A 20,594-nucleotide genomic window follows, 5' to 3' on the forward strand; every position below is an offset into this window, starting at 1 on the left:
ATTTATTGCTCTCACGCACCCTACAGCTACAAACCTTAGATTACATCCTCTCCAATACCTTAATCCCCAACAACTCCAAACCCAACTTCAAAGTCCTCGCCGTCAAATCGCACAAAATCAACCGCGAAGTCCGCAACGGTTCCTCAGCTTTCAAAACCGGACATTGCTCAAAAAATTGATTGAACTTTTGGCTCAATTCAAACAAATACTGACAAATTCGATTCGGCAACAAATCGCCGCCAACCGCATTTATCACTTCATTCAACTGCAATAAATGTTTGGCTAAAACCAACTCTGCATCAGACTGCAAGATTACTTTCGCACCAGCATCTAAATTATCAAAATCAATCTCACCTTTGCGGCGAATTCCTTGCACGCGCACGTAAGCATACAGCATATAAGGAGCGGTATTTCCTTGCAATGCGAGCATTTTGTCGTAACTGAAAATATAGTTGCTGGCGCGATTTTGACTTAAATCGGCATACTTAACGGCACTCAAACCAACTGTTCGAGATACGTTAGCAATAAATTCCTCAGTTTCTTGTCTTTCTTCGACTTTTAATCTCTCTTCTAAATCTTGGCGCGTGCGGACGATCGCCTCATCTAACAAATCCTGCAACCGCACTGTTTCCCCAGAACGAGTTTTGAGTTTTTTGCCGTCTTCTCCCAATACCAAACCGAAGGGAATGTGGACAATTTCGACATCTTCAGGAATCCAACCGGCTTTTCTGGCTACTGCAAATACTTGGGCAAAATGGTTTGCTTGTCCTGAATCTGTGACATAAATTAACCGCTTTGCATTGTCTTTTTGGATGCGGTAGCGCACTGCTGCTAAATCTGTTGTGGCGTAATTGTAGCCGCCGTCGGTTTTCTGCACGATTAGCGGCAGTGGTTCGCCTTCTTTGTTGGTGAAACCGTCTACAAAAACGCATTTCGCGCCGTCACTTTCTACTAGCAAACCTAAGTTGGTTAAATCTTCGACTACAGCGGGCAATAGAGGATTGTAAAACGATTCGCCGCGTTCGGTTAATTTGATATCGAGCAAGTCGTAGATTACTTGGAATTCGCGGCGAGATTGATCGCACAGCAATTTCCAAGCGCGGCGGGTGTCTTCGGCGCCTGCTTGCAGTTTTACTACTTCTTGGCGGGCGGTTTCTTTGAAGGTTTCGTCTGTGTCAAAGCGCTGTTTTGCTTGGCGGTAAAATGCGACTAAATCTCCTAAGTCTAGGGCGTCAGCGGTTGTGAGGGCTTCGGGGTGAACTTCGCGCAAGTATGCGATCAGCATTCCGAATTGCGTGCCCCAGTCGCCGATGTGGTTGATTCTGAGTACGTCGTGGCCTTGAAATTCGAGGGTGCGGGCGATCGCATCTCCGATGATTGTCGATCGCAAATGTCCGACGTGCATTTCTTTGGCTATATTCGGACTCGAAAAGTCGATCGCGATTGTCTGAGGCGTTTTCGCCGGTTCAATCCCCAAACGCGAGTCGGCGGCGATCTCACTAATTTGCGCTTCCAAATAAGCCGGTTTCAGCTTCAAATTGATAAAACCAGGCCCGGCGATTTCTGGGGTTTCGCAGATGTCAGTAATATCTAGGTTTTCGATGATTGTCGAGGCGATCGCCCGTGGGGGCTTTCCTAACTTTTTCCCCAAACTCATCGCCGCGTTGCACTGAAAGTCCCCAAAGTTGGGATTGCTGGCGGCGGCTAGCATCGGATCTGCACCTGCATAACTTTCGCCGAATGCAGCGGTGAATGCTTTTTCAAATTTTGCTTTTAACTGTTGGGCGATCGAGTTCATCTTGAATATTTTGATTGGATGTTTATTTTAAACTCTAGATTAAGCACTTTGTGGCAATAATACTCTCACTACTTAGGTAATTTCCCTCTGGTTCTCTCCCTCTGGCCCTCTCCCCCTCTCCTCACCTAGTAGGAAATTTTGTACTTAGCTTTGAGCTGCTGATGCGATCAAAATCATTGGCCGTGATAGCACAGAGTACATTTTATCACAGTTGCGATCGCTACACAAATTAAAAATTATCACATCAAGTCCATGATCTCGATCGCTAGATAATTTTGTTAAATCGCTTACATTAAGGTATGTTAAAATTTTTTCAATGCTCCCAAAAATCCTACGAAAGGAAGTAGTTATGTTATCTCAACCAATTTTTGGCGATCGCTCTCTGACAATCGCCTTTTATCAAGCAGTAATCGCTCGCTTCTACGACGGTTTCAGTCTCTCCACCCAAGCACTATTACGAGAGTGTACCCTTGGCTTCGCTCCTTGTCCCGATGGAGTCAAAACCTTTTTCATCATCGCGCCAAGTCTCGATGCAGCAGAGCAACTAATTGACAAAATGGACAGTATTTTGGAGCGAGTTGCCGAACTCATGGCTGGAGTCGGACAAGTTGCCCTGTGCATAGTTCCCCCCGGCAGCGAAGCAGAGCAACCGATAGATCTGCAAGACTTAGAAAAAGTTCCCCCAGATTGTCTGGCTTGCAAATTCTTTACAATTATATGGGCCGATGCTGCGGCCGATCGGTAAAATTGACACTTAGCAACCAGCAACTCAACACGGTTCGGCCCAAGCTGTGCCCGTGGTGGCGCGGGGTATATTGTCTGTTAGTTACAATCCCTGGAATTATCGGGCAAAGCGTGTAGGTAATTCGATCCTTGGCAAGGTTGCACTCGCAATCTTTGGCAAGTGTTAAACCAGACAAAATATATATCAAAGGTCCGCTTGTCAGTCGCTCAGATTTTTACCTGCCGGCTCCAACAGCCGTGCATCTACTTTTTACATTCCCAATAAAGGCTACCAAAAAGCCGCATCAACTCTCCTGGGTGTCTCGCTTCAAAATACAGCAGCAGGAATTAGGCGGAAGCGCTGGAAAATAGATTTTTGCGAAATATCTGCTGATGTTCAGAATAAGCAGAAATATTCTCAAAAATAGATAATAGTTCCGCAGGTTTACCTCAGAAACCCGGTTTCTAGCCCCGCGCTTCATATTCGCGGTTCGCTGGGAAATTGACAGAAAATAGGCTGTTTGTGGGAGAGTCACCAGCTAGAAACAGATCACAGATTTACTCAAAAAAAGATTAGTTTTCCAGCGACACCCCGGGCAGTGCAGAGCGATCGTACCACAGGCTCATAGAATTTGTTAAAAATTTTAGTTGAAAATTGGAATTATTAAATTTTATGCCTAACATTGGGGATAAAATCTAAGATTGAAATTCTCAAATCTGAAATCAAGGAATCATGGTAAAACTGACACCGAACCCCAGCTTTAGTTTAACAATTCGCGTTGCTCTGCCGAATCGGCCGGGAATGCTGGCAAGCGTCACCAGTGCGATCGCATCTGTCGGCGGCAACTTCGGCCAAATCGACTTGATCGAGCAAACCCGTGCCACTACCGTTCGTGATATCACCGTCGATGCTTACAGCCTCGAACACAACGAAGAAATATTGCAAGCAGTGAAAGCGCTGCCGGATATCAAAGTGATCGATGTGTACGATCGCACTTTCAACTTGCACCGCGGCGGAAAAATCAGCGTAGTTAGCAAAATTTCCCTGAAACGCCAGTCAGATTTGGCAATGGCATACACCCCTGGAGTGGGCCGCATCTGCACGGCGATCGCCAATGACCCGCAACAAGTTTATAACCTGACAATCAAACAAAATACTGTTGCCATTGTTACCGACGGTAGCGCAGTTTTGGGACTGGGAAACCTCGGCCCTGCCGCCGCACTGCCAGTCATGGAAGGCAAAGCCATGCTATTTAAAGAATTTGCAGGTATTGACGCCTTTCCTATCTGTTTGAATACCCAAGATACTGAGGAAATTATTCGCACAGTGCAGAATATCGCCCCGGTTTTTGGCGGCGTTAACCTCGAAGATATTTCTTCTCCCCGCTGCTTTGAAATCGAAGCAAGATTGCGGGAAACCTTAGATATTCCGATTTTTCACGACGACCAGCACGGCACTGCGATTGTTAGTTTGGCAGCATTAATTAATGCCTTGAAAATCGTCAAAAAAACCATCGCAGAAGTGTGTATCGTGATTAACGGAGCCGGTGCGGCCGGAGTCGCGATCGCCCGGTTGTTGCGTAAAGCAGGTGCCCAAAACATCATCATGTGCGACTCCAAAGGCGTCCTTTCCCAAGAGCGCACGGATATGAACCCAGAAAAACTAGAATTTGCTGTGGCTTCGAGCGGTACTTTGGAAGATGCGATCGCCGGTGCCGATGTATTTTTAGGCGTCAGCGCCCCCGGCGTAGTCACCCGATCGATGGTGCGTTCGATGGCCGAGAATCCCATTGTTTTTGCAATGGCAAATCCCATTCCTGAAATTCAGCCAGAATTAATTATGGAAGATGCGGCGATCATAGCAACCGGACGCAGCGATTACCCGAATCAAATTAACAATGTTTTGGCATTTCCGGGGATATTTCGAGGTGCTTTGGACTGCAAAGCGACCACGATTACGCCCAGTATGTATTTGGAAGCAGCTTATGCGATCGCCTCTTTAGTCAGTCCTTCCCAGCTTGACAAAGAGCACATTATACCGTCGGTTTTTGACGAAAGAGTTGCCATTGCTGTCGCCGGTGCAGTGCAGTTGGCCGCCCGATCCGAAGGTATTGCCCGCGATTAATTGAAGGAAGTTCGGCAACGGATTCGCTCGACGGATGTAACGGATGTAACGGATGTAACGGATGTCAGTCCGATGTCCGTCGGAAGGAGGAAGAAGGAAGAAGGTTGGAGGGAAGATATTATGTATAAATAAATGGTATTTGTACCATTTTTGTACTTCTTATCTTGTGATTTTTCTGGTTCCTTCTCATTCCCTCTTTCCTCCTCCCCGGTGATTATTACTCATTTTTGTTTCCCCATCTTGTCTTTTTCCTCAACATCCATCCGTTAAATCCCGATCGCGCGATCGTTGCCGAACTTCCCTCGAACCTTGAACCTCCAACCTCTTCCTTCTTCCATCCAAGCTCAGCATCTATCAGTTACATTTGTTAAATCCCGTAGAGGGATCGTTGCCGAACTTCCTTCTTCCCTCTTTTTTAATTAAGGATAAAACTCACAAAAATAAACAAGATAATAAAGATATAATTAAATAAACCAAGTCCAGCTAGGTCAGATGCAAAGCCAGTTAGGAAAAGCCAAGCGCCATCGCTCCCGTTGCCAATTGTTAGAACTCAGCCCTATCGGGCTGGCATTGTGCCGGACGGACGGGACTTTTCTCGACGTAAATCCAGCTTTTGCAAGTATTATCGGTCGCACAGTTGCAGAAACTCTCCACCTCAACTACTGGGAAATTCAGCAAACACAGTGCGCGCGCCCAGAAACATATCTAGAATGTCAAGCAAAAAATAGCCACACGCACCTGTGCGAAGCAGCATACAAACATAAAAACCAGCATCTCGTACCCGTGCGAGTTTCCGAGCGGGCAATTGAAACAGAGGGACAGTGCGCGATTTGGCTAAGTGTTGAAGAAATCTTTAATAATCGGGATCAAAATAGCGCTCCGCTGGAATCAGCGCCCCCGCAGGGCAATTCACATCTAGAAAAATTGCTGACAAAGCAGACTGCGGAACTGGAAAAAACTCAGAAACTACTCGAAGAAAAAATCGCCGAACTGGAACAGGCTCAAGAAAAATTGCGTCTCCAAAGTCAAATTATCGACCAATTTCACGAAGCGGTGATTTCTACAGATATGGACGGCTCGATTACCATTTGGAATCAAGCCTGCCAAAAGTTATACGGCTATGAAGCAACTGAGGCTATCGGACAGCACGTTTCTTTAATTTACCCGCCAGAACAGCACGAATTTTTGTTAGAGCAAGTCATCAAACCGCTACAAGAAAAAGGCGAGCATGAAATAGAAGTTATCACACGCCGTAAATCTGGAGAAAAATTTTCCTCGCACCTGATGCTCTCGCTATTGAAAGACCAAACGGGAGAAGTTGTGGGGATGATTGGCTCTTTAACAGATCTCAGCATTTGCAAAGCTTTAGAACAAGAATTAGCACAGAGACAATCACTATTTGATGCCTTTTTGAAGGAAGCGCCGGCGGGACTTTGCATTTTGGACTCGCAATTGCGCTACGTGCAAATTAATCAATTTCTAGCAGAAATTAATTGCCTGAGTCCAGCAGAACACATCGGCAAGACTGTACGCGAAATATTGCCAAATATCGCTCCAATTGTAGAGCCTTTGTACGAAGAAATTTTGAGAAAAAAACAACCATTAATTAATATTGAGATGAGTGGTGACAATCCCAGAAAGCCTGGGTTTGTCCGGCACCTGACAGGCTCTTATTTTCCCCTGCTAGACAAAGATGGGGAGGCTCTCGGCATCGGTGCAGTTGTAGTTGACATTAGCGATCGCAAACAAGCAGAAGCTGCGCTGCAAAAAAGCGAACAGCTTTACCGCACTATGGCAAGCAACTTTCCTAACGGTGCGGTGATGTTGTTCGATCGAGAAATGCGCTACACGCTGGTAGAAGGTACAGAATTAGCCGCAGTGGGGCTTTCCAAAGAGTTGATGGAAGGCAAGACAATTTGGGAAGTATTCGAGCCAGATTTTTGCGCTGCTGTCGAGCCAAATTATCGGGCGGCACTGGCAGGAGAAACAGTTGTTACAGAATTTATTTACAGCGATCGCATCTACCTCGGTTATACTTTGCCAGTCAGAAACGAACGGCAAGAAATTATCGGCGGTTTGCTAATGACTCAAAACATTACGGCTCGCCAATTAGCAGAAGAAGCGCTTAGGGAAAGCGAGGACAAATACAGGTGCATTGTCGAGACAGCAGACGAAGGAATTTGGATGATAGATACGGATGGTAAAACTACTTTTGTCAACCAAAAAATGGCCGATATGCTCGGCTGCACTCCAGAGGAAATGATCGGGGAGTCGCTATTTGCTTTCATGGATGCAGAAGGCATGGCGATCGCACAAATCAGTCTCAAACGCCGCCGTGAAGGAATTCGCGAACAGCTCGATTTTAAGTTCCGTAGCCGAGACGGCAGGGACTTGTGGGCGATGGTTTCTACTAATTCCTTGGCAGACAAACAGGGACGCTATGTGGGCGCTTTGGCAATGGTTGCCGACATTACCGATCGCAAGCAAACAGAAGCCGCATTGCAGCAGTCGGAAGCCAAATTTCGATCGCTCTACGAATTAACCAGTTTGCCTGTTTTTATGTTATGTGACAATGCCATCACCGATGCCAACACAGCCACCCTAAAACTATTCGGCTGCACCGCCCCGCAAGAGTTGTACGGTCAAAACCCTGGCAAACTCTCGCCTCCTTTGCAACCCAACGGCAGAGATTCTTTGAGCTTGGCCCACGACATGATAGCCATCGCCTTTGAGCGGGGAAAGCACCGTTTTGATTGGGTTCATCAGCGCTTAGACGGTACAGATTTTCCCGCAGAAGTGGTGCTGACAATCATCGAGGTGGGAAATGAAAAAATTATCCAAGGAGTGATCCAAGATTTAACCGATCGCAAACTTGCAGAAGAAACTTTAGTGCGATCGGAACAAGCGCTCAGACAACAAGCTCAGCGAGAACTACTACTCAATCAAATTGCCAACCAAATCCGCACTTCTTTAGATTTAGACACAATTGTAGAAACCGCCGTTCAAGAAATTCGCAATCTGATGCACCTAGATTGGTGCATCTTCACTTGGTATCGCCCCAACAACAATCCTCCGGTTTGGGAAGTAACTTACGAAGCGAAGAATGCAGATTTGCCGAGTATGCTTGGCACTTATCCTGTAGACGACAAATCTAGTCTCGCAGTGCGACAGATTTTGCGGCGAGAAATCCTGCGAATTGATGATGTCAGCACTTTTGAAGATGTAGAATTGCGCGAAGTTTTGCAGGGTTCAAATTTTAACTCAGTGCTGTCGCTGCCAATTCATACTGCGGCAGGCGATATTGGGGTGATTACCTGCTATCAGGCTATCTCCGTGCGAAATTGGAGCGAATCCGAAGTCGAACTGATGCAAGCGGTGGTCGCTCAAATTGCGATCGCGATCGACCACGCCGAACTGTACACCCAAACCCGCCAAGCGGCCCGACTAGCTCAAGCTCAAACTCAACAGCTAGAAGAAACTTTGCGCGAACTCCAACGTACCCAAACTCAATTAATTCAAAGTGAAAAAATGTCGAGTTTGGGACAGTTAGTAGCAGGTGTCGCCCACGAAATTAACAACCCGGTTAATTTTATCTATGGCAATCTCACCTACACCAGCGAATACACTCAAAACTTGCTAAAAATGCTGCGACTTTACCAGAAGGAATACCCGCAGCCTAGCGCAAGAATTGTAGATGCAAGGGAAGACTTGGAAATTGATTATCTTATTGAAGATTTACCTAAAATTTTAGCATCTATGAAAGTCGGAGCCGATCGCATCCGCGACATAGTTTTGAGCCTGCGGACTTTCTCAAGACTTGACGAAGCCGAAAAGAAACAAGTTGACATTCACGAAGGCATCGAAAGCACGCTGCTGATTTTGCAAAATCGCCTGAAACATAAAGCCGATCACCCGACAATTAATGTAATTAAAGAATACGGGAATTTGCCTTTAGTTGAATGTTATCCCGGTCAGTTAAATCAAGTATTTATGAATTTGTTGAGCAATGCGCTAGACGCCTTGGAAATGGAGATAAAGGAACCCGATCGCACCGACACAAATCTCGCAATTACGATTCGCACCCAAGTAACCGACAATAACAGCGTTGCCATCTGGATAGCTGACAGCGGCCCTGGGATGAGCGAAGATGTGCAAAAGCGCTTGTTTGACCCGTTTTTCACTACTAAACCCATTGGTAAAGGAACTGGCTTAGGATTGGCGATTTCCCACTCTATTATAGTAGAAAAACACGGTGGCAAGCTTTCTTGCAATTCTGTATTGGGAGAAGGTTCCGAATTTGCGATCGAGATTCCTCTGCAGCAAAAAATAAATTAAAACCCATTGTATCGGTATCATATCAAATCCTATCGCTCGACCGGATTTGATATGATTCAAATCCGATCCTTTACCGTCAGATGCACACCACCAGCGGGTGCCATTGTCAAACCCCGGCGTACTGGCAAAACCGGACGATTTTCTGCAAGTTCTAAAGAGTATCGTGACAGCACTTTCGCCAATACTAACTTCATTTCAAACATGGCAAATGCCGCCCCAATACAGCGGCGGTTCCCTCCCCCAAACGGCAAATATTCGTAAGGCGAAAATTGCCTTTCTAGAAAACGTTCCGGTTTAAAACGTTTTGGTTCCGGGTAAATATCCGGTCGGTGGTGAACCAAATAAATGCAGGTAGAAAGTATCATTCCTTTGGGAATATTATAACCCATTAACTGCATCGGAGCTTGGAGAAGGCGCGGAAATGCAAAAAATAGGATCGGATAAATCCGCAGCGTTTCGCAACAGACAGCATTCAAATACGGGAGTTTACTTATTTCCGTCGGCTCGCAATTTTCGACATCAATAGAATTGAGTTCTTGCAGCAGTTTTTCACGGACTTCTGGGATGTAGTGAATCCAATACAAAGCCCAGGCTAAAGCTGTGGCTGTAGTTTCGTGTCCTGCGAATAAGATTGTCATTAATTCATCCCGCAATTCAACGTCGCTCATCGGCTGTCCTGCTTCGTCACGAGCGGAAATTAACAAGCTCAGGATGTCTTCGCCCAATGGTTCAGACTGAGTTTTGCGCTCGCGAATTTCTTGATAAAGCAGTTCATCTAAACGCTGTCTTTGTCGCAGAAATCCTCCCCAAGGACTCCAAGCACCTAAATCTTTTTGCAACGACTTGATAAACAAAAAGGTAGCGCTTAATGGATTGCTAAACAGGCTGAACATATTAATCATTAGTTGCTGAATTTGCTGGTAGCGTTCTCCTTCGCTCAGCCCAAAAATCGTGTGCAAAATTACTTCCAAGGAAATTTCCTGCATAGTTGATTGCGCGATTACCGAGTTACCAGGAGTCCAATTATTAATTACTTTTTCGGTTGTATCGCGGATGATTTGTCCGTAAGCTTTCATCCGTTCACCATGAAAAGGTGGCATTAAAAGTTTGCGCTGCAGCAAATGTCGATCGCCATCTAACAACAATAACGAATTCGAGCCTACTAAAGGTAGCGTTATCTGGTTTCCCGTACTGGATTCAAAGAGTTTGGAATCGGATGTAAAAATTTCTTGAATAGCTTGAGGATTGCTAACAATTACTTGGGGCGGAAAGTTGCTGAATTCGCTGGTAAAAAGGTCGCCGTAGCGCTGAGAATTACTATCTAAATAATACAGAGGATTTAAAATTCCCCGCACTGTCTGAACAAATCTAGCGTCTTTAGGGCCGTCTAGCAATTTGTCGGTAGCATGATTTTGAGAGTGAGAGTTTTCTGTGGTGATAGTCATGTGTTTTCCTCCTAGATTAATTTACTCAGTTTCAATCAACAGTTGATTGAAACTGAGTAAATTAATCATTGTTTTCACAAACCTTATTGTACTTTTTTTATACCTAGAGATTTTACGTAAACCCGATCGCACCTTTGCGTCTCCACACCAGTTGTCGGTAGATATCCGCTATTTTCGTACATTTTCACAGCTTCTTTGAGAATGCTAGCAGTTTCTATCCAAATTTCCTCAAAGCCGCGAGCGATAATTTTACTTTCCAATTCTTGCAGTAAAAATTTCCCCAAACCCTGTCCCCTTGCTGCTGGCAAAATATACATTTTGCGAATTTCCACAGCATTATTTCCTCGCTCAATCGGATAGTAAGCGGCCGTACCCACTATTTTATCCTGCCGTTCAACTACCCAAAATTCGCCGCCTTGATTATGATAATGAAGTTCTACATCATAGACATCTCGATCGGCCCCGTGAGGTTCGCATTTTAAACCGTATTCTGCTAAAACATCCCTAATTAAATAGAACGCCTCAGCACGATCGCGCGTTTCCCAGGAACGAATAAAAAAATCCAGATGTTGGGTTTTCATTGGTGGTTGCAACTTATATTTATTTTTGGACTTTACCAACTGTAAAATTAGTATTTTTTTGTATCTTACAGTCTTTAAATGCACCTAGATTTTAACTGTGAATTCTCGGTTCGGGATGAAGACTTGCCAGCAACTCGCTCTCTACTAATGATAATTCCTCCAACCTGTCAATCACAAGAGTGCGATCGAAATAAGTTGTTGCCAAAATCCAATATACACCGTAATGGCGCGCCTCCGAAGCCATCAAACTGCGGTAAAATTTAGCTAATTCCACATCGGGACAGCGATCGCCCAGCAGCCCCAACCGTTCGTGACTGCGCGCTTCTATCAAACCAGAAACCAACAAAGAATCCAAAAGTCTCTCCGGTTCCTGCTTGCGAATTTGGGCGGACAAACCGGCACCGTAGGGAGGTGCAGCCAAAGGGCCTAAAGCAATGCTGCGCTGTTCTAACCGCTGGTTGACTTGCTCGAAATGCTCTAATTCTTCGCGGGCGATCGCCGTTAGCATCCTCACCAATTTTTCCCGGGCTGGGTAGCGAAACATTAAATTTAACGCTACTCCCGCCGCTTTCCGCTCGCAGTGAGAATGGTCTAATAAGATTGTATCCAAATGGGCGATCGCCTGTTGCACCCAAGCTTCCGAAGTCGGCTCTTTTAAAAACTTAATAGTTGGCAGTGTTGAAGTCATTAGTCAGTAGTCATTAGTCAGTAGTCAGTAGTCATTAGTCAGTAGTCATTAGTCAGCAGTCACTAGCCAGCATTTATCCTATCTTACATAATTTTTCCAAGACCGCATACATATCACCAGCAAACTTTTTCGGATTCCACAGCGGCGACAAATTGGCTGGATCTTTAGATTTCACCAACTGTGCTTTAATTGCATTTCTCAATTCACGCTCTTTACCCAATTTTACACCAACTTCCACATATTCCGACCAAGACAAAGCCACGCCAGTTTCAATTCCCAAAGTCTGCAAAAACGAATAACCCATTCTCGACAAAAACTGCTCTCCTGTGCGAGTCACCACCGGCAAATTAAACCACAAAGCCTCTAAAGTTTGAGTTCCTCCGTTGTAAGGATAAGAATCTAACAAAACATCGGCCAGCAAATAGATAATTCTGTGTTCTTCCTCAGTAGCAAACCTCGGCAAAAACTTAATTCGGTGCTTGCTCACTTTCTCAGCTTCGCAAGCTTGGTGATAGCCAGCCTCAAACACCGCAGCATCGCCTAAAGCTTTGTGAATTAAGATACTGTTCGGCACTTGTTTGAGAATCGCAATTTGTGCTTTTACCAACTCGCTATTGAATTTTCTGCCGGGAGCGACGCACAGGTAAACTATCTGATCCAAACCGATCCGATGCGACCTTCTCAATGCAACAGTATCGACTCCATATCTCTGAAAACCGGACACCGCTACAAAGGAATCAGGCATCCTAATTAGCTGCTCGTCATAATATTTTTCCCGCCCGGCTGGGTGCGAGTGCCAGTCTGTAAGAAAGTAATTTTCTGGCGATATGTAAGGCGCGTCAAATCCCAGCCAAGAAATACAAACTGGTGCGGGTTTTTGGTAGAGAATATCAGCGTGAACAGGTACGCTGAGAGAATCTAAATCAACTAAAACGTCCAATTCATCTTGCTGAATTTGGTCGATAATTTCGGCAGAATTGGCAATTCCGTTGGGGTAGGTTGTGGGAAAAGTCAGTTTGCCCCAAGTTTCAAATTGCTGAGTGCGATCGTCAGGACTAATTCTTTCGGAAGCGTACAAATACACATTGGGTGTGATGTCGGACAATTCGCGAATGATGTCAGCGCTGCACCAACCTACAGAATGGCGGCTAAAGTGATTGGACAAAAAGCCAATTTTTAACTTGCTGGATGGAACCGTTGGTTTGAAACTGTAATTTGCGGGTTGAGAAAAATTAGGTTTAATACATTGGTCGATATACTTTTTGGCAATTAATCTGTAAAGTTTTGAGTTGGTCGCCAAGTCATCTCGCAAATACGGTGTGCTGAATAACAAGTTTGCATAAAGCGATTTAATTTCCACCGGGCTAGCGGTTTCTAAGTTTTGCTCTAAGTATGACTCTAGCTCTAAAAATCGATCGCCCGCAATTTGATTTAATCCCGACACTTGATAGGTGCTGATGAAGTAAATCGCGGTCATAATTGGATCGGTTTCGGCACACATTTGGCTGTAGTGGTGCACGGCTTGCCGCGCGGCAGCTAAATTGCTAGTATCTCTGAGGATGCCGCACAAATGTTGGTGGGCGGAAATAAAATCGGGTTTAATTTCTAGAGCTTTTTGAAGGTTGGGTATGGCGTCTTTAAATTGACCCTGGTGGCGCAAAACTCGCCCAATTTGACAGTATGCTTCGGCTAAATCGGGTTTAAATGCGATCGCCTGCTGCCATGCAGCCACCGCCTCATCTAACTTCCCTTGCCGCGCTAATTTATCTCCTAAATTTAAGTGAAAATCTACCTCAGCAAGCTGGGGATTGAGTTCGAGAGCTTTTTGCTCGTATGCTACCGCTGCATCCTGCTGCCCCTGCTGCTTCAGTGCCCCTGCCAAATTCCAGTAAGCAGCAGCCAAATTTGGTTTAAGTTCGATCGCCTTTTCGTAATTGACAATCGCCTCCACCAAATGCCCTTGTTTGTAGAGCATACTGCCCAAATTAGCATAAGCCTCAGCAAAATCGGGATTCAGAGCGATCGCCTCGGAATAAAACCGCATCGCTTCATCAATTTGGCCGCTTGCTTGCTGCACATTGCCCATTGTCACGTAAGCCGCCGCCCAATCCGGTTGCAATTCCAGAGCTCGGCGACAAGCAGCGACGGCTGCTGCTAAGTTGCCTTGAGAGTAATAGGTTTCTGCAACGACTGTCAGGGATGCAGCATCTTCAAATTGGGGTGTTTCGGATTGGTTGCGAAAATCGGAATTCATTTGGCGGCCTATCTGTGCTATCAAGTTAAAGGTTGAATCTATATTATTTTGAAGAGTAGCAGTTTTAGCGGAATTACGGGCGATCGTCACAGAGAATTTATGAGCGACAAGCAAGCGACACAGCGCCAACATAACATCAAGTGGAAACCAAACCTCCTGCTGGGGATACTCTTGTTAACCTTAGCAATCCCCTTACCCTTTGCCCAAAAGACTCTCGCACAGCAGCAGCAGACAGCCAGCTTTCGGCAGAAATTATTTCAAACGGCTCTTTATTTCACCCTCTATTTTGAGGGCGGATTCAGCAATCACCCAGCCGATAAGGGCGGCAGAACTTATCGGGGTGTCTTGCAAACGGAATACAACGCCTACCGCTACAGTCGTGGGCTTCCGCCCCTCGACGTGACGCAGATGTCGGAAGCAGAGCTCCTAGAAATTTATAAATATTACTGGGATTCGAGCCTTTCGGGCACGATGCAGCCGGCTTTGGCGATCGTCATGTTTGACACCGCCGTTAATTTCGGTATTAATAACTCTATTACCTTTCTCCAGCAAGCATTAGGATTGCCGCAAACGGGAGTTTTTGACTCGCGCACCAAGGAAGCGCTGAAAGGGGCAAATAATAGAAATACCGCGCTGCAAATGATTAACGAACGAATTATTTACCGCTACAAAAGGGTGCAAGAAGATCCGACTCAGATGGCTTTTTTCCGGGGTTGGCTCAGTCGCGATTACAGTTTGTGGGGGTATGTGAATAAGATTAAGAATTAACACTTAACAGTTAACGGCTAACCGTTAACTGTTAATAATCAGGCGCGCATCTAATTTTTACTATCTTGTTTCTTTAAACTATTGTCTGGTGGGCAGGAGCGCCCGCCCGATAATTCCCATCTCAATGCACAACAGCTTATCATGTCGGCTTAAATCACCCTTATATAGCAATCCTTGCAGGAGTCGTAAATTTTTTACTCCACCCCAACCCTCCCCGAACCGGCGGGGAGAAAGTAAGAAACTCACAAATGAATGATTTAAGATTGCTATAAGCTGTTGTGCATCTAATTTGACAGTCAATTTGTCTACAATTATTGTGGAACGGGCATCCTGCCCGTTTCTGGATGCAATTTAAATGCGTAGCAGCTTATCTCTAAGATCCTCTATGAGAAAAATTCGTCAATTCTACTTAACACATCAACCATTTGTCAAGTAAATGAATTTCATATAATTCATTTACTTGATTCATAAAAGTCATATTTATCAAGATATATTTCACCACTCAAAAAACCTAGTAAATTTCAACCCAACCGTCTATAACAGAAATATAAAAACCCAATGTGTTGCTGCTGCACAACTAACTTAAGCCATAAAACTATGACAGTAGAAGAAGCAATAATTTTTTTGGACAATCTGGTATACGAACAAACGGAAAAACACCTGAGTCGGTTGCAACAGTCGATAATTCGAGGCGTTGTAGGGGGTTTGACGTACAAAGAAATTCAGGAAAACGATCCGATCGCCCGCGGGTACACAGTATGCTACCTGGGGCGCTATGTCGGCTACAACTTGTGGAAAGACCTCACCAAGGTACTGAAGCAAGCAGAAATTATTGGACAAGAAGAAAAAGTCGTCGGAGCAAATCTTTGGGACTGCATCATGAGATCTGTACAAAAAGGCACACAACCAGCTAATTCTGTCGATCCGATGTTGCAAAAGCTGCTGCGGATGCGTTACCGAATTAGAGAACATTTGGTGAACACCGAGTACAGCGATACCTATCTGGCTGAAGATGAAAATTTGCCCGATCGACCTTTGTGCCTCGTCAAGCGCCTGAAAAGCCAGTCTGAGAGAACCAGCCACCTATTCGATCGAGAAACGCGGGTTTTATATCGATTGGGCCAACACGATCGGATACCAGAATTGTTAGCTCGTTTTGAAGAAGATGGATATTTTTATTTAGTCTATCAATTCATCGAAGGGCAACCGCTGTATCAAGAACTAATCGAAGGTCAACCTTGGGAAGAACATCAGGTTATTGCTTTGTTGAAAGATATCTTGGAAGTGCTTGTCTTTGTTCACAAACAAGATGTAATTCACCGCGACCTACACCCTCAAAACTTAATCAGGCGGACATCAGATGGCAAGATTGTATTAATTGACTTTGGGGCAGTTAAAGAAATCAACACTTCACAAAACAGCATCGGTCAAACGAAATCGCGCGGCGGTACTCAGCAAGATTACATTCCCCCCGAACAAGCCATCGGTTCCCCGAAACAGTGCAGCGACATTTATGCTGTCGGCATCATCGGGATTCAAGCCTTGACAGGAATGCGCCCGAAACAACTCAGAGTTGATAATTTAGGGAATCTCATCTGGCAGAAAAATGCAACTGTCACCCCGGAGTTGGCTCGCGTTTTAGACCAGATGGTGCTGTACGCTTTCCCCCAGCGTTACCCCTCAGCAACCGAAGCTTTGCAAGCACTTCAAAATTTGGGAGTTAGTTGACTGTTGTCAGTTGTCAGTTGTCAGTTGACAGTTACCAAATCCGACTTTAATATCCCCTCTTTAGTCCCTCTCTGCTGGGACTTTGTTTTTGTAGTAGCGGTTTCAACCGCCGAGTCTTATTGTTCTGCCGCATTTCCCACAGCCACAGCAGCCAGTTTACAATGCGACTGATATTGTTGCAGAGTGATTCATCCGCTACCATTATCCCTCGATGTACTGAGTAACAACACTTCGTCTTGCCGATGAATCGGGCCCCAATTTCCGAGATCCAACGGGCAAGGAACAAGGAACAAGGAATTTTTTTTATAATTTACCACGAAGAAAAATTATTTAATTCTGCCGGATGCCTTATACATAAGAGCCTTCAGCCTTCATTTGACTACCTCTCTAAAGTTAGATAAAATAATTAGTGTTTTATGCTTAGGAGCTTTGAGAAAACCTTAAGCAGCTTTGTATAGCGGGCAACAGTCTCAATCGAGTATTTATTGTTACCTTAGATACGTAGAAACCCAATAATTAGAGGGATCGAGAAATTGGAAGTTTTTGAACGAGCACAACAACTGCAAAGGCCCTCAACCCGAATGGCTGCTGTCGAGTCTTTTTCCAAAAAAGCCAGTATTGCAGTAATTGCGATCGGCTGTACAGTCATTTTGGGTTGGATATTCGATCTGCAATTCTTAAAAAGCATTCTGCCCGGACTCGTGACCATGAAAGCCAATACTGCGGTATGCTTTATTTTGGGCGGGTTTTCTCTATTCATCCAACAGAGCCGGGGCGCCAAATTAACAGCAAGAAAGTCTCAAAAGAAATACAAGAATTTAATTTTGGGTTCCTCATCTTTGATTATATTAATTAGCCTATTAACCCTAGTCCAATATAGCTTTAATTTAGATTTAGGCATCGACCAACTGCTATTTAAAGAAAGTTACACCTTGACAATCACCGGAACACCCGGACGCATGGCGCCGAATACTGCTGGTGCTTTTTTCTTGCTGGGAACAGCGCTGCTGCATCTGTCAGAACGTCGGCCTAAATACCTGCGGATTCAAATCTTAAGCTGTTGTGCATTTTTAATTGCATTTACGGGTTTGATAGGCTATTTCTACGACAAAGCTTTATTTTACCAAATTGGCAATAATACAGGAATGGCTTTGCACACTGCCGCAGCATTTATGTTGCTGAGCTTCGGCATTTTATTTGCCAGTCCTGAGCGAGGATTGATAGCAGTAATGACGAGCGATCGCGCGGGCGGCATCATGGCGCGGCGCTTGTTGCCACGGGCAATCATTATCCCGCCTTTAGTCGGTTATTTCATCCTATTGGGAGATCGGTTGCAAGCCTACACGCCGGAGGTAGGGATATCGCTGTTAAGCGTATTGAACGTGATTATTTTTACAGTTCTGATTTGGCAGAATGCAAAAACTCTCTGCAGCGCAGACCGGAAGCGCTATCGAGCGGAACTGGGACTGAGGAAAGCTAAATTAGACTTAGAAAATCAAGTTGAGAAACGGACTCTCCAACTGCAAATCACCAACGAGCAATTGCAGCAGCAAATTTTCGACTCTCAAACAACAAAGCAGGCGCTTCAAAAAAACTATAACCTGTTGATGGCAGTCATCAACAGTACGCCCGCCGCCCTATTTGTCAAAGATATTCATGGCAGTTACCTAATGCTTAATGCTGCAGGAGCCAGTATAATTGGCAAGTCTGTAGACGACATTATCGGCAGAGATGACAGCGAGTTATTTCCGCCGGAAATTGCGGGCAATATTAGGAAAACCGATCGCCCAATTATGACAGCGGGAACAACGCAAGCGATCGAAGAAGAACTGCCAGTTAAAGGCAATTTGCGGACATTTCTTTCTACAAAAAGTGCTTACCGGGACGGGTTAGGAAAGATCAGCGGTATAGTTAGCATCGCGCGGGATATTACTGAGAGCAAACAAGCCGAAATCGCCAACAGAAGTCTGGCAGCAATTCTGGAAGCGACCCCGGATTTTGTAGGTATCTCCAACCTCGAAGGACGCGCGATTTACATCAACAAAGCAGGCAGAAAAATGGTGGGTATAGACGAAAACGAAGATATATCCAAGCGACAAGTTGCAGAATTCACGCCAGCGTCAGGCCGCAGCAATTTGAATCAAGCGATCGCCACCGCTATTTCCGAGGGCTTTTGGAGTGGAGAAACAGCCTTCGTGTCAGCATCGGGACTCGAAATTCCCGTCAGCCAAGTTATCATCTCCCACTCCGCACCGGACGGCAAACTCGCATACATTTCGACGATCGCCCGCGACATCAGCGATCGCAAACAAGCTGAACAGGCGCTGCAACTGTCTCAAGCTCGTTTCGCCGGCATTTTAGAAATTGCCGAGGACGCGATTATTTCTGTGGATGCTGACCAAAAAATTATCCTGTTCAACCAAGGTGCAGAACGGATTTTTGGGTGGACGGCTGCTGAGGCGATCGGGCAATCCTTGAGCCTGCTGTTGCCCGAAGCTTTTGCCACGCATCATAGTCACCTCGTCAGCAATTTCGGCGACAACGTTCAACAAGCCCGAAAAATGGGCAACCGCAAAGAAATTTTCGCCCGCCGCCGAGATGGTACGGAATTTCCCGCCGAAGTTTCTATTTCCAAACTCGAAGTGGCAGGCGAAATCATATTCACAACTATTTTGCGCGACGTGACAGCCAGCCGCCAAGCCGAAGAATCTGTGCGTCTGAGCGAGGAAAGATACCGATCGCTGGCAATGGCCACCGCACAGATGGTTTGGACGACCAACGCTAGCGGAATCTTCGACAAGCCTCAGCCTGATTGGATAGCTTATACGGGCATGAGTTGGAAAGAGAAGGACAACTGGATAGAAGCAGTGCACCCAGAAGACCGCGATCGCACAATACAAGCTTGGATGGGGGCCATAGAAACAAAAAGTCTCTACGAAGTCGAGCACCGCTTGCGGGCCGCCGACGGCAGCTACAGACACTTCTGGGTGCGGGGCGTCCCCCTTTTGGCAGCCGACGGCAGCATTCGCGAATGGGTGGGAACTCACACCGACATTAGCGATCGAGTCCAAGTTTTGGAAGCACTCAAGCAGTCCGAGGGACAGTATCGATCGCAAGCAGCCGAGCTCGAAAAAGCTGTCCACGAGTTGCACCAAGCTCAAACTCAACTAATCCAAACCGAAAAAATCTCTTCTCTGGGGCAGTTAGTCGCCGGCGTCGCCCACGAAATTAACAATCCCATTAACTTCATCTACGGCAACATCACCCACGCCAAGGAATACGCCACAGACTTGCTCGGTTTGCTCCACCTATACCAAGAAAAATACCCAAATCCCGTCCCAGAAATTGTAGAAGCAGCCGAAGATATTGAAGTTGATTACTTAATGGAAGACTTTACGAAGATTTTGGAATCAATGAAAGTTGGAGCCGATCGTATCCGCGACTTAGTTGTATCCTTACGCAACTTTTCCCGACTCGACGAATCGCAGATGAAGCGAGTAGATATTCACGAAGGAATCGAAAGCACTTTGCTAATTTTGCAGCACAGGCTCAAAGCTAATGTACTTCGTCCCGCTATTGAGATTATCAAAGAATACGGCAATTTTCCAAAAGTCGAGTGCTATGTAGGTCAGCTCAATCAAGTATTTATGAATCTTTTAGTAAATGCGATCGACGCCCTCGAAGAGTATAACAGCACTCATTCTTCAAAAGAAATATATGCTCGTCACAACCGAATTCGGATTAGCACAAATGCGAATTCCGAGACAGTAACAATTCGGATTGCCGACAACGGCATGGGAATCAATCAAGAAGTTATTGGCAAGTTGTTCGACCCATTCTTTACTACTAAACCAGTCGGCAAAGGCACAGGCTTGGGACTGTCAATCAGCTATCAGATTATAGTTGAAAAACACCGAGGCAAATTGCAGTGTATTTCCACGCCTGGGGAAGGTGCAGAGTTTGTCATCGAGATTCCCATTCGCCAGGAAGTATCGCCTCTAGTCACAGGAAATAATCAATTAGCAGCAGTTGGTAGTTAATTGTTAGTTGCGATCGGTGGCATCGGAATTAATATTACCCGAAATCAGGAAACGGCAGTGCCGTTTCCCTACAATTATATCATTCCGAAGCTAGCGGATTTGATATAAC

Annotated in this window: 12 protein-coding genes; 7 read left to right on the forward strand and 5 right to left on the reverse strand. The window is 45.5% G+C overall.

The features are described 5' to 3' along the window. Nucleotides 1-40 precede the first annotated feature (40 nt). Complete coding sequence (gene argS / locus QUB10_RS00140; protein WP_333103332.1) at nt 41-1,798, reverse strand: arginine--tRNA ligase; 1,758 nt, start codon at nt 1,796-1,798, stop codon at nt 41-43. 349 nt (nt 1,799-2,147) lie between these two features. Between argS and QUB10_RS00145 the strand changes: the two genes are divergently transcribed. The 4 genes from QUB10_RS00145 (at nt 2,148) to QUB10_RS00160 (ending at nt 8,981) form a co-directional block, all read left to right on the forward strand. Then, on the forward strand, nt 2,148-2,543 hold the full coding sequence (locus tag QUB10_RS00145; protein WP_333198394.1) for a hypothetical protein: 396 nt from the start codon (nt 2,148-2,150) through the stop codon (nt 2,541-2,543). 711 nt (nt 2,544-3,254) lie between these two features. After that, nucleotides 3,255-4,646 (forward strand): malic enzyme-like NAD(P)-binding protein, encoded by a 1,392-nt coding sequence (locus QUB10_RS00150; RefSeq protein ID WP_333198396.1) that lies wholly within the window; start codon nt 3,255-3,257, stop codon nt 4,644-4,646. Continuing rightward, on the forward strand, nt 4,647-4,778 hold the full coding sequence (locus QUB10_RS00155; protein WP_333198398.1) for a hypothetical protein: 132 nt from the start codon (nt 4,647-4,649) through the stop codon (nt 4,776-4,778). Between the two features lie 360 nt (nt 4,779-5,138). Continuing rightward, nucleotides 5,139-8,981, forward strand: coding sequence for a PAS domain S-box protein (locus QUB10_RS00160; RefSeq protein ID WP_333198400.1), 3,843 nt, complete (start codon nt 5,139-5,141; stop codon nt 8,979-8,981). A 56-nt stretch (nt 8,982-9,037) separates the two neighbouring features. Here the strand turns inward: QUB10_RS00160 and QUB10_RS00165 are convergent, their stop codons facing one another. The 4 genes from QUB10_RS00165 to QUB10_RS00180 form a co-directional block, all read right to left on the reverse strand. Further along, entirely contained in the window at nt 9,038-10,426 is a 1,389-nt protein-coding gene (locus QUB10_RS00165; protein WP_333198402.1) for a cytochrome P450, read from the reverse strand. A gap of 83 nt (nt 10,427-10,509) precedes the next feature. Next, the gene (locus tag QUB10_RS00170; protein WP_333198404.1) at nt 10,510-11,007 is read right to left on the reverse strand and encodes a GNAT family N-acetyltransferase; all 498 of its coding nucleotides are present in this window, start codon (nt 11,005-11,007) and stop codon (nt 10,510-10,512) included. A 91-nt stretch (nt 11,008-11,098) separates the two neighbouring features. Beyond that, nucleotides 11,099-11,695, reverse strand: a complete 597-nt coding sequence (locus tag QUB10_RS00175; RefSeq protein WP_333198406.1) for a tRNA isopentenyl-2-thiomethyl-A-37 hydroxylase MiaE — start codon at nt 11,693-11,695, stop codon at nt 11,099-11,101. A gap of 73 nt (nt 11,696-11,768) precedes the next feature. Then, nucleotides 11,769-13,949: a tetratricopeptide repeat protein gene (locus QUB10_RS00180; protein ID WP_333198408.1), complete on the reverse strand. Its 2,181-nt coding sequence runs from the start codon at nt 13,947-13,949 to the stop codon at nt 11,769-11,771. Between the two features lie 99 nt (nt 13,950-14,048). Here QUB10_RS00180 and QUB10_RS00185 point away from each other — a divergent pair, with 99 nt between their 5' ends. From QUB10_RS00185 to QUB10_RS00195, 3 genes are all read left to right on the forward strand, one after another. Further along, nucleotides 14,049-14,717, forward strand: coding sequence for a glycosyl hydrolase 108 family protein (locus QUB10_RS00185; RefSeq protein ID WP_333198659.1), 669 nt, complete (start codon nt 14,049-14,051; stop codon nt 14,715-14,717). Between the two features lie 597 nt (nt 14,718-15,314). After that, nucleotides 15,315-16,445: a serine/threonine-protein kinase gene (locus QUB10_RS00190; RefSeq protein ID WP_333198410.1), complete on the forward strand. Its 1,131-nt coding sequence runs from the start codon at nt 15,315-15,317 to the stop codon at nt 16,443-16,445. A gap of 533 nt (nt 16,446-16,978) precedes the next feature. Then, nucleotides 16,979-20,485 carry a PAS domain S-box protein gene (locus QUB10_RS00195; protein ID WP_333198412.1) on the forward strand — a complete coding sequence of 1,169 codons (3,507 nt, stop codon included), beginning with the start codon at nt 16,979-16,981 and terminating at the stop codon, nt 20,483-20,485. Nucleotides 20,486-20,594: the final 109 nt, after the last annotated feature.

Origin of the sequence: Microcoleus sp. B5-D4 (assembly GCF_036705145.1) — a bacterium.
Classification (GTDB): Bacteria; Cyanobacteriota; Cyanobacteriia; order Cyanobacteriales; family Microcoleaceae; genus Microcoleus.